Below are 16562 nucleotides of genomic sequence, written 5' to 3' on the forward strand. Positions count from 1 at the left end.
CCTTAAAGCCCGATCAGTTCTTGACTGCAATCCGTGCTGTTTGGCGGCTGTGGCGTTCAAGAACCCAGTTTTCAAAGGTTACGGCAGGTAACGGTTTGGCAAACAGGAAGCCCTGAATGAAGTCGCATCCCTTGTCACGCAGATATTCGTGCTGTTCGACTTCTTCCACACCTTCGGCGACGACTTCAAGATTAAGGCTGTGACCCAGACCGATGACCGCATCGACAATCGCCTTGTCATCCATATCGACATGGATGTCGTTGACAAATGACCGGTCGATCTTGATCGATGAAACCGGGAAACGTTTCAGATAGTTCAGCGATGAATAACCGGTGCCGAAATCGTCAATCGCGATCCGTACGCCAAGCGCCTTAAGCTCGTTCAAGGTCGAAACGGCTTTTTCCGGGTTGTTCATCAGGATCGATTCCGTGATTTCCAGTTCCAGCGTGCCATCGGGCAGGCGGGTCTGATCCATGATCTGGGTGACGGAACTGACCAGTTCGGCATCCTGGAACTGTGCCGGTGACAGGTTTACCGCAATCCGAAGGCCCGGCAAGGTGGTTTCACGCCAGATTTGCGTCTGTTTGCAGGCCTTGTTCAGAACCCACGCACCCAAACGGTTGATCAGGCCGCATTCCTCGGCCACCGAAATGAATTCGCCCGGCAGGATCATACCGCGATCCGGGTGGTGCCAGCGCACCAGTGCCTCGGCCCCGACGACCTTTTCGGTGCGGCAATCGATTTTCGGCTGATAGTAAAGTTCGAGCTGATCATATTCGAGCGCGTTGCGCAGATCTTCTTCGATCGTTTTGCGTTCCTTGACCCGTTCATGCATCGACGGCAGGAAGAAGCGATAATTGTTGCGGCCTTCGGCCTTGGCAGCATACATCGCCATATCGGCGTTTTTGACCAGCTGTTCGGGGTTTTCGCCGTCTTCCGGGAACAGGGTGATGCCGACACTGGCGGTCGAATGCAGGCGGATGCCACGGCAATCGAACGGTTGGGACAGTTCATCAATGATGCGCTGGGCAAGGGCGATGGTGTCTTCGATATTCTGAACGTCGGTCTGGATGATGGCGAATTCATCACCGCCAAGACGGGCGGCGGTATCGGAATCGCGGATGATCCGCGACAGGCGCTGCCCCATTTCCTGGATCATCAGATCGCCGACATCATGACCAAAGTGATCGTTGATGTCCTTGAACCGGTCAAGGTCGACAAACAGGACCGTGACCCCGCGCTGGAACCGGCGGGCGGACAGCAATGCCTGACGCAGACGGTCAAGGAACAGGGTGCGGTTCGGCAGGCTGGTCAGCACGTCATGCACGGCGAGATGGCGCATGCGGGCTTCGGTCTGTTTGCGTTCGGTAATGTCGGTATAGGTTGCAACATAACCGCCGCCGGGCATCGGGTTATGATCGACCTGAACCACACGGCCATTCGGGCGGGTGCGTTCCATGCGATAGGGTTCGCGACGGCGTGCAATCGCAACGCGGTCGGAAATCAGGGCCTGAATGCTGACATCACCATATTCGCCGCGTTCGGCGTTATAGCGCAGGATATCGGAAAGCGGCGTGCCTTCCTTGACCAGATCGCGCGGCAGGTTCAGCAATTCGATATAGCGTTCGTTCCAGACCATCAGGTTCAGGTCCTGATCGAACAGGCATATCCCCTGGCCGATATTGTGAAGGGTGGCTTCGAGAAGGGCCTGTTTGCGCTGGGCTTCTTCCTGTGCCTGCCCCTGCAGGGCGACCATTTCGTTATATTCGCGGATCAGAAGGCCAAGTTCGTCCGAACTGTTCCATTCCACGGGGCGGCGGAGCCGGCCATGTTTGGTCATGCGGATGGAATGCAAAAGCCGGTTTAGCGGTTCCTTGATCGAACGCTTGTTCGCGATCAGGAGGCTTGCGGCGACAACCGCAATCAGCAGGCCGAACAGGATCATGTCGATCACGATCCGGCGGAACAACAGATCCTGAACGCGGGCTTCTGTGAAGAAGATCACAAGTTCGCCGACATCATGGCGCACATTGTTGCGTTCAAAAAACACGCGACGCGACAGGCGCAGGGTGTCTTTCAGTTCGGACTGGGATACGCCGGTATGGGCAAATTCGGTGCCATCAGCCCCCAATGCCTGCACCGCGACGATATCGCGATCGCGGCTCATGGCGTTCAGGGCTGATTCAATATTATCGACATCCAGATACCAGAAAGGTGTTGCCAGAACGCGAGCATTGATATCGGCCGTCTGTTCGATTTTTTCCGTCAGATCGTCGCGCAGCACAGTGTAACTGACGTATCCGAAGACAACGAACAGGGCGAGGGAGAACAAGGAAACCAGCGGCAGCGCGATAAAAAGCAATCGGCTGCTAAGCGACTTCCGTTGTAAAAAGCCGTACGATCCGCGCGACAAGCGTATTTCTCCTCGGCACCCACTATCGACTAGTTAATGGCAACCATACTCGACCTTCGGGTGGGCTCCAATACCCCTAAGACTGTCCTTACTCAATCTGGAAGTCAGCCCAAAAGCAAGTTTGATTTCATTTTTTTCATATAGCGTTCAGAAAAACTGTCCCGATCCATCTATTTTGGATCGAAGTCCAGCAGCTTCAAGCACTTGTCGGAGAAGTTTATTTTGGCACGGCCTGTCGTGCGAGCTCGTCACACCGCTCGTTTTCGGGGTGCCCGGCATGTCCTTTGACCCAGTGCCATTCAACTTTATGAGGTTTCAGGGCATCCAGAAGCCTTTGCCATAGCTCGACATTTTTGACCGGTTTCTTGTCAGCGGTCTTCCATCCGCGTTTTTGCCATCCCCAAATCCACTTGGTAATTCCGTCCCGGACATAACTGCTGTCGGTATAAATGTCGACGATGCAGGGGCGTTTCAATGCTTCAAGTGCACTGATCGCTGCCATCATTTCCATACGGTTGTTGGTGGTTTCGGGATCACCGCCCGACATTTCCTTTTCCACCCCGCGAAATCGCAGGATTGCGCCCCAGCCACCGGGGCCGGGATTGCCGCTGCACGCGCCGTCTGTGTAAATCTCGACGCGGTTGTCTTCGGTTGCCGCCATTAGATCCTATTCCTCGCCCAGGCCATAGGCGCCGGCACTGTCGATGCGCTGATGGAAACGCAGTTTATTGATGTATTCGCGCGGATTTTTCGGTGTGACCAGCGCATCCTTGGGCGTGTTGATCCAGTCATACAGACGGGTCAGCAGGAACCGCAAAGACGCCCCGCGCGCAAGGATCGGAAGGGCTGCCAGTTCGTCATCGGACAATGCGCGCACCTTGCCGTAGCTTGACAGAAGGTTGCGCGCCTTGGTGACGTTGAAGCTGTTATCAGGTTCGAAACACCATGCATTCATGCAGATCGCAATGTCATAGGCCAGCAGATCATTGCACGCGAAATAGAAATCGATCAGGCCCGATACGTCATCCTTGCCCGGGAAGAAAAACACGTTATCGGGGAACAGATCGGCATGGATCACGCCTGCGGGCAATTGATGGGGCCAGTTGGCTTCAAGAAAAACCAGTTCATCCTCGATCAGTTTTTCAAGGCCGGGCTGAACGCCGTTAGCATCGGCACGGCAGCTTTCAAACAGCGGTCGCCAGCCCTTCACACTTAGCGCATTGCCAAGATACATCTCGAAATCCTGCCCGGCGGTGTGCAGTTGCGCCAGTGCCGCACCAAGACCCGTGCAGTGATGGGGCATGATCCGGCGCGGCGACATGCCGTTCAGGAAGGATGTGATGGCGGCCGGACGTCCGCAAAGGCGACGCAATGCAACCCCGTCCCTGCCGTGGATCGGCGTCGGGCAGTTCAGCCCCTTGGCCGACAGATGATCCATCAGGCCGAGATAAAACGGCAGATCATCGGGGTTCACACGCTTTTCATACAGGGTCAGGATGAAGGATGCCTGATCGGTCTGAAGCAGGAAGTTGGTGTTTTCGACACCTTCGGCGATGCCTTTGAACGAAATCACATTGCCGATATCGTATTCGGCAACAAAACGGGCGATGTCTTCGTCAGAAACGTCGGTATAGACGGCCATGTGATGTCCGGATTTCCTGGATCAGAGCTGGGTTAGCTGGCAAGCTGTCGGGGCAGCTTGAAGGTGACGTTTTCGTTGGTCAAAGTCAGGGTTTCGACCGTGACGTTATAACGTTCACGGCAGGCATCAATGACTTCCTCGACCAGAATTTCCGGGGCGGATGCGCCAGCGGTAATGCCAAGCGTCGAAATGCCGTCAAGCTTGGACCAGTCGATATCCTTGGCGCGTTCGACCAGAACCGAACGGTCACATCCTTCGCGTTTGGCAACTTCGACCAGACGGTTCGAGTTTGACGAGTTTGGCGCGCCCAGCACCAGAATGGCATCGGCATCGGTTGCGATCAGTTTCACCGCGTGCTGGCGGTTGGTGGTCGCATAGCAGATGTCTTCTTTTTTCGGGACCTCGATCGCGGGGAAGCGGCTTTGCAGGATCGAGATGATCTTGGCCGTGTCGTCCAGCGACAGGGTGGTCTGGGTCACAAAGGCAAGGTTTTCCGGGTTTTCGACCTGAAGGTTTTCGGCATCCTGTTCCGTTTCGATCAGGGTCATGCTGCCCGGTGGCAACTGCCCCATGGTGCCGATGACTTCGGGGTGGCCAGCATGGCCGATCAGAAGGATATGCTTGCCATCCGCGTGGTGGCGTTCCGCACCACGATGGACCTTGGAGACCAGCGGGCAGGTGGCATCAAGATATTCAAGCTGGCGGCTTTCGGCGGCTTCGGGGACCGATTTCGGTACCCCGTGCGCGGAAAAGATCACCGGAACCCCGTCCGGGACGCTATCAAGTTCATCGACAAAAACAGCCCCCATATCGCGCAGGCGGTCGACCACAAATTTGTTGTGGACGATTTCGTGGCGGACATAGACCGGCGCGCCGTACTTCACCAGCGCCTTTTCGACGATCTCGATCGCGCGATCCACCCCGGCACAGAAACCGCGCGGGTTGGCAAGAATGATCCGAAGGTCGGCTTTGTCAGACATGATACGGGTCCGAATGTTCATGATGCGCGCCATGCAATGGCACGGTTATTCAAATGTCTTCGTTACATAACCCGCCAGCACCGCACACGCAATGACAGACACCGTGTAAAACCGTGTAAAGATGCGTGTTCAGGTATGTTTGGCGATGTAATTGTTGCGCATACCGTGATTTGAAACGGAAGCGGGTTGTGTCGCCATATCGGAGCGAATAGACTGCGCGCGGCTGTGCCCGGATCGGGCATGACAGCGAATTTGACCAGTTCTATAGAGGCTTGGATGACGATTGCGAACGGACTGCGGCGTATTTGTGCATTGGGTTTGGTGTCGTTTGCCGGTTTCCTGGCGGCGTGTGGCACGTTCGAAGAAGAGCCGGTCCCGGCATGCCCGCGGGCCTTTTTGCCCAATGATACCGCCCGTCTGGTGCAGTTCAATGGTCAGGGCAAGGACCTGACCGATGTGATCCTTGAAGCCGAGTTTGGCGGTTATCTTGGCGATTGCGGTTATGACCTTGATGACAAGGTCCTGAATGTCGTCATCAGCCCGATCATCAATGCCGAACTGGGCCCGGCAGCACAGGGACGCAACGCAAAACTCCAGTATTTCGTAGCCCTTAAGGACCCGTCTGGCGAGTTCATCCAGAAGAATCTGTTTGATGTCGACATGGTCTTTCCGAACAACCTGAACCTGGCGCGGTATCGCGACGAGCAGGTGACTTTGAACGTGCCGCTGGACGATGTCTGGGCAGGTCCGGATTATGAAATCTATCTTGGTTTCCAGCTGAGTGCCGACCAGCTTGATTATAATCGTCGCTTCGGAAAAAATTAATAATCCGGCCTATTATTCATTTTTAGTGAGTAATCAAATCCCGCCCGCATCGCGTGGCGGGATTTTCGTTTTTGGACAAAAGTTCGTTTTCGGTAATCCTCATACAAAATAATGGACATTTGCCGGAGGGACTAAAAAAGGGCTTTTAATCCTCATACCAATGGGTGGGGTCGAAAGGATATGATTTTTGGGGCTGGTCTGGTCGGATTCAAATCCGTATAAGGGGGCATACCCAAATGATCCCCGTGGGAGAGTGCCACGGTCTTGATCGATGTGTGTGATCGCATCGATAGGGATTGCGCGGACGCCGAAGGAGCAACCACCCCGGAAACTCTCAGGCAAACGGACCGCGGGGAGATGGGACTCTGGAAAGCAGGCGGCATCAGAAATCGATGTGCGTCTCGCCGAAGATGTAAGCAGACCGGTGTCCAAACCGGCTGTGATTCTTTCAGGCTCCAAGACAGAGGGGGACGTGGTTGGCCATTGGTCGGCTATGTTTCGCAACGCCTGTCTGGAGACCTTGATGGCCGATCATCAAACCGAACTGCTTAAGACCGCCCTTTATGATTTGCATGTGGAACTGGGTGCCAAGATGGTGCCGTTCGCAGGCTATGACATGCCGGTGCAATATCCGTTGGGGGTTAAGGGCGAACATCTGCATACCCGCGCGAAGGCCGGTCTGTTTGACGTTTCGCATATGGGGCAGGTCCGCCTGAACGGTGAACATCGCGTGGCCGAGCTGGAGAAGCTTGTGCCCGGTGACATCGCGATCCTGAAGCCCGGTCGCACCCGTTATTCCGCCTTTACCAATGACGATGGCACGATTTTGGACGATCTGATGATCACCAATGCGGGCGACAGCCTGTTTCTGGTGATCAATGCCGCGTGCAAGGATGATGACATTGTCCATATGCGGGCCAATCTGGATAACGGTGTGGAGCTGATCGAGATTGACGACCGGGCATTGATGGCCTTGCAGGGACCAGACGCCGCCCGCGTGCTGGCACGGTTTGCACCGTCGGTTGCCGATATGAAATTCATGAGCTTTGCCGAGATCGATATTGCCGGTATCGCGTGCTTTGTCACCCGGTCGGGCTATACCGGCGAGGACGGGTATGAGATTTCCGTGCCCAATGAGCGCGCCGAAGAACTGGCGCGCAAGTTGTTGGCCGAGGAAGAAGTCGAGGCGATTGGCCTTGGCGCGCGTGATTCGCTGCGTCTTGAAGCCGGTCTTTGCCTGTATGGCAACGATATCGACACCACGACCACCCCGGTCGAAGGCGACCTTAACTGGATCATCAACAAGCGTCGCCGCGAAGAAGGCGGGTTCAAGGGATCAGACATCATCCTTGATCAGCTTGCCAATGGGGCGGATCGCAAACGTGTCGGGATCAAACCCGAAGGCAAGGCACCTGCGCGTGAACATACGCCGGTCCTGAATAGTGACGGTGAAGAAATTGGCGAAATCACCAGCGGTGGTTTCGGCCCGACCGTGGATGGCCCGATTGCGATGGGATATGTCGCAATTGAATTTGCCGCCCCGGGTACCAAAGTCGATCTGATGGTGCGCGGCAAGGCCCGCCCGGCGGAAATCGTCGAGCTGCCGTTTGCACCGCACCGTTATTATCGCGGCTGATCGCCAGAACGGATCGGGCGGGCGGCGCGACGTCGCCCTTCCGGGATTGAATTAGCGGAACAACCGGAAAAACCGGGACGCCGCAAAACCGGAACATCCCGGAAAACGGGAAGACCGGACAGACCACAGATTTTAGAGACAACTGATCTTACAGGGACGATTACAATGGCTAAAAAATTCTCGCAGGAACATGAATGGGTTGAATATGAAGACGGTGTCGCGACCGTTGGTATTACCGATTACGCCCAGCAGTCGCTTGGCGATATCGTGTATGTCGAGCTGCCGGAAGTTGGCAAAAAGCTGACCAAGGATGGCGATGCGGCAGTTGTTGAGTCGGTCAAGGCCGCCAGCGACGTTTATGCGCCGCTTGATGGCGTGGTTGTCGAAGCCAACGAAGAGCTTGATGACAATCCGGCACTGGTGAACGAAGCACCGGAAAGCGATGGCTGGTTCTTCCGCATGGAACTTTCCGATGAGTCCCAGCTTGATGAGCTGATGGACGAAGCTGCGTATAAAGACTTTGTCGAAGGCCTGTAAGTTATGCGTTATCTTCCGCTAACCAAGGCGGATCGCGTCTCGATGCTTGAAACCATCGGGGCAAAGTCCGTTGACGAATTATATAGCGACGTGCCCGAAGGCGCGTTGCTGTCCGAGCCGGTCGATCTGCCCCATCATCTGGGCGAATTGCAGGTCGAACGCGACATGGCGAAATTGGCCGCCAAAAACATGGGCACGGCCAGCGTGCCGAGCTTCCTGGGCGCGGGCGCATATCGCCACCATGTTCCGGCCACGGTCGATTACATCATCCAGCGCGGTGAATTCCTGACGGCCTATACCCCGTATCAGCCGGAAATCGCACAGGGTACGTTGCAGTATCTGTTCGAATTCCAGACCCAGGTGGCATCGATCACCGGCATGGATGTGGCGAACGCATCGATGTGGGATGGGGCAACGTCGTGCGCAGAGGCCGTTTTGATGGCGTGCCGCGCCACGCGGCGCAAGAAGGCGGTTCTGTCGGGTGGTCTGCATCCGCATTACCGTGAAGTCACGGAAACCTATTGCCAGTATAGCGATACCGAAGTTGCTGGTCGTGACGGGCACCCGGAAAAGCAGGCAACCGCCGATGAGCTTGACGATCTGATCGATGATCAGACCGCGTGCGTGGTTGTCCAGTATCCGGACGTGTTTGGCCGTATTCAGGATCACACGAAGCTTGCGGACGCGTGCCATGCCAAGGGGGCGCTTCTGATCGTGGTGTTTACCGAGGCCATGGCATTTGGCGCGATCAAATCGCCGGGCAGCTTTGGCGCGGATATCGTCTGCGGCGAAGGCCAGTCGATTGGTAACAACCTGAACTATGGCGGGCCGTATGTCGGTCTGTTTGCGACGACCAGCAAACTGGTACGCCAGATGCCGGGTCGCCTGTGCGGTGAAACGGTCGATCAGGACGGCAAACGCGGTTTTGTTCTAACACTTTCGACCCGCGAGCAGCATATCCGCCGCGAAAAGGCGACATCGAACATCTGCACCAATTCCGGTCTGTGTTCGTTGGCCTTTACGGTGCATATGAGCCTTCTGGGTGAAGACGGGTATCGTGGTGTGGCGATGCTTAACCATGAAACCGCCTGCAAGACCGCCGATGCGATTGATGCGGTGCCGGGTGCGGAAGTTGTCAATGACAGCTTCTTTAACGAGTTCACCGTCAAGCTTGCCAAACCGGCAGCCGAGGTGGTCGAGGCACTGGTTGGCAAGGGTATCCTTGGCGGCGTTCCGTTGTCGCGCCTCTATCCGAACCGTGACGATCTGGGCAATTACCTTTTGGTGGCGGCGACCGAAACCAACACCGACGAAGACATCGCGGACTTTGCGTCTGCATTGAAGGAGGTGCTGGCATGAGCTTTACCACCCATACCGGTAACCGCGGCCTCGTTCTTGAGGAAAAGCTGATTTTCGAACAGGGCGAACCGGGTCGTACCGGTGTTGACCTTCCGAAGCCAGCGGGCATCAAATCACGCCTTGGCGGCCTTGATCGCGATAGCGATGTTGGTTTGCCGGGCCTGTCCGAGCCGCAGGTGGTGCGCCATTTCACGCGCCTGTCGCAGAAAAACTTTGGTATTGATTCCGGCTTCTTCCCGCTGGGTTCGTGCACGATGAAACACAACCCGCGCCTGAACGAAAAGGTTGCCCGTATGCCCGGTCTTGCCGACCTGCATCCGATGCAGCCCGAAAGCACGGTTCAGGGGGCGCTTGAACTGATTGACAGTTGTGCGCACTGGTTGCTGGTTCTGACCGGGATGCCCGCCGTTTCCATGTCGCCCGCAGCGGGTGCACAGGGCGAGCTTTGCGGCATGATGGCGATCCGTGCGGCCCTTGATGCGCGCGGTGAAAACCGTCGTCGTGTTCTGGTGCCGGAATCAGCCCACGGGACCAACCCGGCAACCGCAGCCGCATGTGGTTTCACGGTTGATTCGATCCCGGCAACCGAAGATGGCCGTGTGGACCTTGCGGCATTCGAAGCCAAGCTTGGCGACGATGTGGCGGGTATCATGCTGACCAACCCGAATACGTGTGGCCTGTTTGAACGCGACGTTCGCAAGATTGCCGATCTGGTCCATGCGGCCGGTGGGTATTTCTATTGCGATGGGGCGAATTTCAACGCGATTGTCGGACGGGTGCGCCCGGCCGATCTTGGCATTGATGCGATGCATATCAACCTGCACAAGACCTTTTCGACCCCGCATGGCGGCGGTGGACCGGGTTCGGGTCCGGTTGTGTTTTCCGACGCACTGGCCCCGTTTGCACCGATCCCCTATGTCGTGCGCAAGGGCGAGAAATTCCATCTGGTGGAAACCGCCGAAGAACAGGATGGCAAAAAGCCGTTCGGCCGTCTGAAGGGCTTCCACGGTCAGATGGGCATGTTCATTCGGGCGCTGTCTTATATGAAAAGCCACGGTGCGGATGGATTGCGTCAGGCATCGGGCGATGCGGTGCTGAATGCCAACTATCTGCTTGCGCGTCTGAAAGACAAGCTGAGCGTGGCATTCCCCGGTTATTGCATGCACGAAGCGCTGTTTGACGATGATTTCCTGAAAGATACCGGTGTTTCGACGCTGGATCTTGCCAAGGCGATCATCGACGAGGGCTTCCACCCGATGACCATGTATTTCCCGCTGGTGGTTCATGGTGCGCTTTTGATCGAGCCGACGGAAACCGAAACCAAGGAATCGATTGACCAGTTCTGCGATGCGGTTCTGGCATTGGTGGCCAAGGCAGAATCGGGCGATGCGGAATTCTTCAAAAATGCGCCGTATCTGACGCCGCGCCGTCGTCTTGACGAAACGGCGGCCGCAAGAAAGCCGGTTCTGCGCTGGATGCCTGAATCTGCTTGATTTGCAACGCAGCAAAGCCTTTTTGCACACCCCGGTCATTTGGCCGGGGTGTTCTTTTTCAAAGGGTTGTTCTTGAAACCCATTGGACTTGTAGCAATCTGGACCCTTATACTTGTTTTAATGTGATCATCTGACCACGGGGACGGATGATCGGGGGAATTGGGATCGGGGAATGCACCCCGTTGCCGGAGGATTGAAGTCAGTCATGTCACGTCGCGTGCAGAAGGTTTTCACCGCAGAACGCCGTTTAAAAGAACGTTCGGGTGGTGTGGTCGAAGATTGGTCGGATTCCTTTTTCGATCCGACGCTGGAAAGCGGTATCGGTGCGGGGGAAGCGCTGCCGGCACCCAAAACGGCTGCAACGGCGGATGCGACGGGGATCAATCAGGCGGTTCTGGATGAAATCCGTGCCCTTCGATCCGAAGTCGCCCAGCTTCGCGATGCGGTTCGTGCCGGTGGCACGGTTGAGCCGGCCCATCTTGAAAGCTCGGCCGCATCCGGTGACAGCGCGATGGATGTTCTGCCCGAGCCGGTCAGCAGCAATTTTACCCACAGCAACCGTCCGGGGGCATCCGAGCCCGACCGTGACGACCTCGAACTGATTCGCAAGCAGATCGAGGAAATGAACGAACATATTCACAGGGCGAAGATGCAGATCGCGTCGCTGCGTCATCCGAAGGCTGAGGATGACCGTCTGGTCAGTGCGACCACCGAACTTGATGCGATCATCAAGGATACGGAAATGGCAACGCATACGATCCTTGAGTCCGCCGAACAGATCGATGATCTGGCGATGACGCTTAAAAATGCGGCGCCGAACGATTTTGTTGCCGACCATGTCGAACAGATTGCGTTTCTGGTCACCAAGGTTTTCGAGTCCTGTAACTTCCAGGATATTACCGGACAGCGCATCAACAAGGTGGTCAGAACCCTTGAATTTGTTGAGGAACGGGTTCACAACATGATCCTGATCTGGGGCGAGGACGCCTTTAGCGATCTTCCGGTTCCCGAAAATGATGACGGAACACCGAGGAATGAAGACGACGATCTTCTGAACGGTCCGCAGCTTGAAGGCGAGGGAATCAGCCAGGACGACATCGATAAATTGTTTGACTGACTATTCCAAAATGCTGGCAGGATTATTATATTCCAGGTTGAAACCCGGAGTGAGTCTTGCGCCAGAACAAGATCTTGCGAAATCGCGAACTGTAATCGGTCAACCAAAAGTTTACAGTTTCCCGATATCGTACTGTTCATAAAAACAAAAGCTTGTGTTGGGATGCGTGTGACGGGCAGTTGCGCGCATTCAGGCACGCTTGGAGGATGAAATGGGATTCTGGTCGCTTGGCGGTATGCGTCAGCCAAAGGCACAAGATATCAAATGGCGGAAAAGCCCGCGTGGCGAATATTATCGTCTGTTCATGATTGATGATTTCAGCGAACTGAAGCTCGACAATGTTGGTGGTGTTTATCTGCTTTGGCATGGTGGTTTGAAGCCGTCGTGGCTGGTTGCCGGAGCGACCGAGGATCTTGGCCACAGTTTCCGCGAGCTTTTCCGTGATCGCGATATTCGCGAATATGATAATCGGGGCGGCGTATTCATGAGTTGGTCCCCGATCAAGGCGGATTACCGCGAAGGTGTGGTGCATTTCATTGCCAAACACACCAATCCGACTTTTGAATGCGATTTTGACAGCAAGTCGGATCCGATTCCGGTTCTGCTGCCGCGTTAGGCGCCCGTCTTTGAAGAAAAAGCGCCTTTAAAGGAAAAGCTCCGCATTGCTGCGGAGCTTTTTTTTGTTTTCAGGCCGTGTCGTTTGGGTAGAGCCGATCAGAGTTTGCCCAGAACGGTTTCAGCGTTTGATACCTCGAACGCGCCCGGTGCTTCGACCGCGAGGTCGGTGACCTTGCCATCATCGACAATCATCGCAAAACGGTTGGCGCGTTTGCCAAGACCGCGACCTGTCAGGTCCAGTTCAAGACCGGTCTTGCTGACGAAGGCGAGATCGCCATCCGAAAGCATGGTGATGTTGTCACCGGCGTTTTCCGCCTTGGCCCATGCACGCAGAACAAAGGCGTCGTTCGATGCCAGGCAGACGATTTCATCAACGCCCTTTGCCTTGATGGCATCGGCATTGGCAACGAAGCCCGGCAGATGCTTGGCCGAGCAGGTCGGGGTGAAGGCTCCCGGTACGGCAAAGACAACGACCTTGCGACCGGCGAAAAATTCCTTGGTGTTGACGGCTTCGGGGCCGTCAGCCGTTGCGCGGAAAAGGGTAACTTCGGGCAGTGTGCTGCCGATTTCGATGGTCATTGGGGTTTTCTCCGTCATGCGGGTGGCTTTATTGCCGCCCTTGTTCTGGGATAGGGCCATCAAACAGCAAAACGGGTTGATCTTCAATCATATCCGGTGATGTTGCGATGGTTTCAAATCTTTGTCATCCATTCCGGCATGCTGGCAGCGCCATGCAAAGACATGGACCGGATCAGTTTTTGACAAGGTCGGCCCTGCCGGTTGCTTCGGCCAGTGCATCCAGAACTTCTTTTTTGCTGAGAAGTTCCGAAAGCAGGATGCCTTTTTCGGCGTTCGGGCCAAACACCGCGTTAAACGGAATGCCATAGCGGCCGTAGCCAGCAAGGTAGCCTGCAATGACCGGGTCGGGACGGGTCCAGTCGCCCTGCATCACAATGACATCATCCGCCGACAGGGCGGTGGCGATTTCATCGGTTTCAAGCACGAGCTTCTTGTTGACCTGACAACTGACGCACCATTCGGCGGTGATATCGACCAGAACGGTTTTGCCATCGGCCACATGGCGGGCGATTTCATCCGGGGCGAAGGGCTGCCACGGGAGTTTGCCGGTGGCGGTTTCGGTCGCCCCCGTGTTGCGCACCGGGGCCTTGGAAAAGCCCGGCGCAAATAGGGCGGCCAGAACGCCAAGGGTTGCGAGTGCGGTGAAGGTAAATTTGCGTTTCTGCACCGTTGTGCGGTGGCGGGCAAACAGAAGGATGCCCGCAATCACAAGGGCCACACCAACCGCAATCGCCCCGCCCATGCCGATCTGAACCGCCAGAACCGACAGAAGCCAGACAGCCGTTCCGGCAAGGGCCACGCCCAGAACCCCTTTGACAAAGCCCATCCAGCGGCCCGGTTTGGGGAGCAGGCGGGCAATTTCGGGCCGGGTGGCAATCGCGAGATAAGGAATGGCCAAGCCGATACCCAGCAGGGTGAATATCCAGAAGATATCAAAGCTGCTGCCGGCCAGCGCGAAACCGACCGCCGTGCCAAGGAACGGGGCCGAACACGGGGTTGCCAGCAGGGTGGCAAACATGCCGGTCAGGAAATGACCGCCAAGGTGGCTTCCGGATTGTTCGCGCGTGGTGATCGCATCATTGGCGGCATTGCCGAGTTCGGCCGGGCCATTGATTTCAAACAGGCCCCACATATTGAAGGCAAACAGGGCCACGATGATGGTCATCACGGTCAGGAACAGGGGTTGCTGGAACTGAATGCCCCAGCCAATCGTGCCACCGGCAAGCTTGATCGCGATCAGCATGGCGGCGATCAGCCAGAAGGACGTGATGATGCCCGCCGCACTGGCAAGGAAGCCGCGCCGGGTGGCGCTGCGCTCAGAACCTTGGGCCTTCATCGCCGACATGACCTTGATCGACAGGACCGGCAGGACGCAGGGCATGAAATTAAGGATGAAACCGCCCAGAAGGGCGAGTGCACCGATCAGCCACAGGCTGGTGGCGGCGATGCTGGTGCCGGAAACGGTGTTGCTGCTGGTGCCGGAGCCAGACGGGGAAGCGGCGATCTGGCGGTCCTGTTCGATGGCAAGGGGGCCGGCAATGACGGTGACGATCACGTCATCGCCAATCGTGGTCTGACCGTCCTTCAGGCCATAGATCGGGATCTGGAACTGCTGCGTGCCGGTTGCGTCATCGGTCGCGGTCGGGACCGGCACGCCAAAGCCAAGGCGGACATTGCCTTCGATCAGGATTTCGACCGGGTCGGTCGCGGTTTGATCAAGTCCCGAGACGGTGACATTGAGAACCGTTTTGTCATTTTCGCCCGATGTGTCGACCGACTGCCAGATATCGGTGACCGACATCGGCAGGTTATCCCCGCGAAGCGGGACACGGGATGCGAATTTTTCGATGTCATGGGCAAAGCTGCTGATGGCGGCGTTATCGATGTTTGTGCCGCCCGAAAGGCTTGCCGGGATATCAAGGGTCAGGTGGGCCTGTGCGGGGATGCAGACATCGCTGCAAACCAGATAATCGACATCAAGCTCGATATGGGCGGCCTGTGCGGGATCGGTCACCGGGACATCAATCGGCAGGATGATGTGATCCTTGTAGCCGAATGTTTCCAGCCCAAAGATCGAAAAGCGGTGCGGGGCGGGCCAGCGGATTTCGCCATTGCCGATATTGGTTGATCCGGCCCAGTCAAGCTGCGGCGGGAAACCGGCATCCCCGGCGCTGCGCCAATAGATTTTCCAGTCGGGCTCAAGTTCAAATTCAAGACCAAGGCGGATTTCATCGCGGCCATTGATGGCGTCGCGTGCGCTGAGCAGGCGGACCGATGCGAAATCCTCGTCAACCCGGTTGCTGGCGGCTGTTTGGGCATGCGGACCTGCGCCGAGCGGGGCGAGGGCGGCGATAAACAGGCCGAGGGTGACAAGCAAAGACCGGATCACGGGTGTTTCCTTCTGGTTTTCGACACAGGCACGACGATATTCCGTCTGATGGATATGGCACGAAACCGGGCTTTGTGCCACCGGCATGCCATGGAAATGCAACGGAAATCATGGCTAATCCCGGTTCATGTTCAATGCAAGGCACGACTGCGTTACCGGGTTGTGTGCCGGGGCGTGTAATTGCAGGATGCCATCAAATTTATGGTGATATTCCTGTCGATTGCATGTTGGACTACCTACATGTAAAGCAGTGGCGCGTTTCGTCTTTGATCGATGTCATTTTTGGACTGTTTTCAGGCAAAGGTGGCTTTCGGTGGTAATGGACGACGGATCGCGTTAGGTTTGTATGAGCAAAACAGGAAAAGTTCGGGAATGGGAATTAAAGAACACACTGGCGAATATCTGGAAGGGAAGCTGCTTGTGGCGATGCCGGGCATGCGTGACCCCCGCTTTTCGCAAAGCGTGGTCTATATCTGTGCCCATAACGAGGATGGGGCGATGGGGCTGGTGGTCAACCGGCTGATCGACAGCATCACGTTTCCCGAACTGCTTGAACAGCTTGGCATTGCGCGCCCGGCACCGACGATTGCCGATATTCAGGTACATTTCGGTGGCCCGGTTGAAAGCGGGCGGGGGTTTGTTCTGCACAGTACCGATTTTGAAAACGAGGCGACCCTGCATGTCGATCCCGGTGTGTCGGTGACGGCGACGGTCGATATCCTTGAACAGATTGCGCTCGGCGAAGGTCCGAAAAGCAGCATTCTCGCCCTTGGTTATGCCGGATGGCGCAGCGGGCAGCTTGAAAGTGAAATCCTTGCCAATGGCTGGCTGCATGTTGATGCGGATGCCGACCTTCTGTTTGATACCGATTGCGAAGACAAATGGGAACGGGCCTTTGCCAAGCTGGGCTTTGCCCCCGAACTTCTTTCGGGTGAGGCGGGCCACGCCTGAGAGCATGCGTCAGACCACGGGAC

14 protein-coding genes and 2 riboswitches are annotated in these 16562 nt (G+C 56.3%); of the genes, 8 read left to right on the plus strand and 6 right to left on the minus strand.

Annotated elements, in window-relative coordinates; all coding sequences use genetic code 11:
• Positions 1-13 precede the first annotated feature (13 nt).
• The 4 genes from TH5_RS19155 to ispH all read right to left on the minus strand — a co-directional run bounded on the left by TH5_RS19155 (position 14) and on the right by ispH (position 5035).
• Complete coding sequence (locus tag TH5_RS19155; RefSeq protein ID WP_244204978.1) at positions 14-2413, minus strand: putative bifunctional diguanylate cyclase/phosphodiesterase; 2400 nt, start codon at positions 2411-2413, stop codon at positions 14-16.
• A 217-nt stretch (positions 2414-2630) separates the two neighbouring features.
• A complete protein-coding gene (gene rnhA / locus TH5_RS19160) occupies positions 2631-3074 on the minus strand; it encodes a ribonuclease HI (RefSeq protein WP_114123203.1) in 444 nt (147 codons plus the stop codon).
• 6 nt (positions 3075-3080) lie between these two features.
• Positions 3081-4055, minus strand: a complete 975-nt coding sequence (locus TH5_RS19165) for a homoserine kinase (RefSeq protein ID WP_114123204.1) — start codon at positions 4053-4055, stop codon at positions 3081-3083.
• A 32-nt stretch (positions 4056-4087) separates the two neighbouring features.
• A complete protein-coding gene (gene ispH / locus TH5_RS19170) occupies positions 4088-5035 on the minus strand; it encodes a 4-hydroxy-3-methylbut-2-enyl diphosphate reductase (protein WP_114123222.1) in 948 nt (315 codons plus the stop codon).
• A 240-nt stretch (positions 5036-5275) separates the two neighbouring features.
• Between ispH and TH5_RS19175 the strand changes: the two genes are divergently transcribed.
• The 7 genes from TH5_RS19175 (at position 5276) to TH5_RS19205 (ending at position 12618) form a co-directional block, all read left to right on the plus strand.
• Entirely contained in the window at positions 5276-5860 is a 585-nt protein-coding gene (locus tag TH5_RS19175; RefSeq protein WP_244204979.1) for a hypothetical protein, read from the plus strand.
• 236 nt (positions 5861-6096) lie between these two features.
• Positions 6097-6220: riboswitch (glycine riboswitch) on the plus strand.
• A 3-nt stretch (positions 6221-6223) separates the two neighbouring features.
• Positions 6224-6326: riboswitch (glycine riboswitch) on the plus strand.
• Positions 6327-6383: 57 nt separating this feature from the next.
• Positions 6384-7496: a glycine cleavage system aminomethyltransferase GcvT gene (gene gcvT, locus TH5_RS19180; RefSeq protein WP_114123223.1), complete on the plus strand. Its 1113-nt coding sequence runs from the start codon at positions 6384-6386 to the stop codon at positions 7494-7496.
• Positions 7497-7661: 165 nt separating this feature from the next.
• Positions 7662-8033, plus strand: a complete 372-nt coding sequence (gene gcvH, locus TH5_RS19185; RefSeq protein ID WP_007092285.1) for a glycine cleavage system protein GcvH — start codon at positions 7662-7664, stop codon at positions 8031-8033.
• A gap of 3 nt (positions 8034-8036) precedes the next feature.
• Entirely contained in the window at positions 8037-9392 is a 1356-nt protein-coding gene (gene gcvPA, locus TH5_RS19190) for an aminomethyl-transferring glycine dehydrogenase subunit GcvPA (protein WP_114123206.1), read from the plus strand.
• Complete coding sequence (gene gcvPB / locus TH5_RS19195) at positions 9389-10885, plus strand: aminomethyl-transferring glycine dehydrogenase subunit GcvPB (protein WP_062948380.1); 1497 nt, start codon at positions 9389-9391, stop codon at positions 10883-10885. The genes gcvPA and gcvPB overlap by 4 nt, the downstream gene beginning before the upstream one ends.
• 205 nt (positions 10886-11090) lie before the next feature.
• On the plus strand, positions 11091-12002 hold the full coding sequence (locus TH5_RS19200) for a protein phosphatase CheZ (RefSeq protein WP_114123207.1): 912 nt from the start codon (positions 11091-11093) through the stop codon (positions 12000-12002).
• A gap of 211 nt (positions 12003-12213) precedes the next feature.
• Positions 12214-12618, plus strand: a complete 405-nt coding sequence (locus tag TH5_RS19205; protein WP_114123208.1) for a hypothetical protein — start codon at positions 12214-12216, stop codon at positions 12616-12618.
• Positions 12619-12716: 98 nt separating this feature from the next.
• Here TH5_RS19205 and TH5_RS19210 read toward each other — a convergent pair whose 3' ends face one another.
• Both TH5_RS19210 and TH5_RS19215 read right to left on the minus strand, forming a co-directional pair.
• On the minus strand, positions 12717-13199 hold the full coding sequence (locus tag TH5_RS19210) for a peroxiredoxin (protein ID WP_114123224.1): 483 nt from the start codon (positions 13197-13199) through the stop codon (positions 12717-12719).
• A 172-nt stretch (positions 13200-13371) separates the two neighbouring features.
• A complete protein-coding gene (locus TH5_RS19215) occupies positions 13372-15675 on the minus strand; it encodes a protein-disulfide reductase DsbD family protein (protein WP_244204980.1) in 2304 nt (767 codons plus the stop codon).
• 285 nt (positions 15676-15960) lie between these two features.
• On the opposite strand from TH5_RS19215, the gene TH5_RS19220 reads away from it, so the two are divergent.
• Positions 15961-16539 carry a YqgE/AlgH family protein gene (locus tag TH5_RS19220; protein ID WP_062948372.1) on the plus strand — a complete coding sequence of 193 codons (579 nt, stop codon included), beginning with the start codon at positions 15961-15963 and terminating at the stop codon, positions 16537-16539.
• Positions 16540-16562: the final 23 nt, after the last annotated feature.

The sequence above is a fragment of the Thalassospira xianhensis MCCC 1A02616 genome (assembly GCF_003326475.1).
GTDB classification, from domain to species: Bacteria; Pseudomonadota; Alphaproteobacteria; order Rhodospirillales; family Thalassospiraceae; genus Thalassospira; species Thalassospira xianhensis.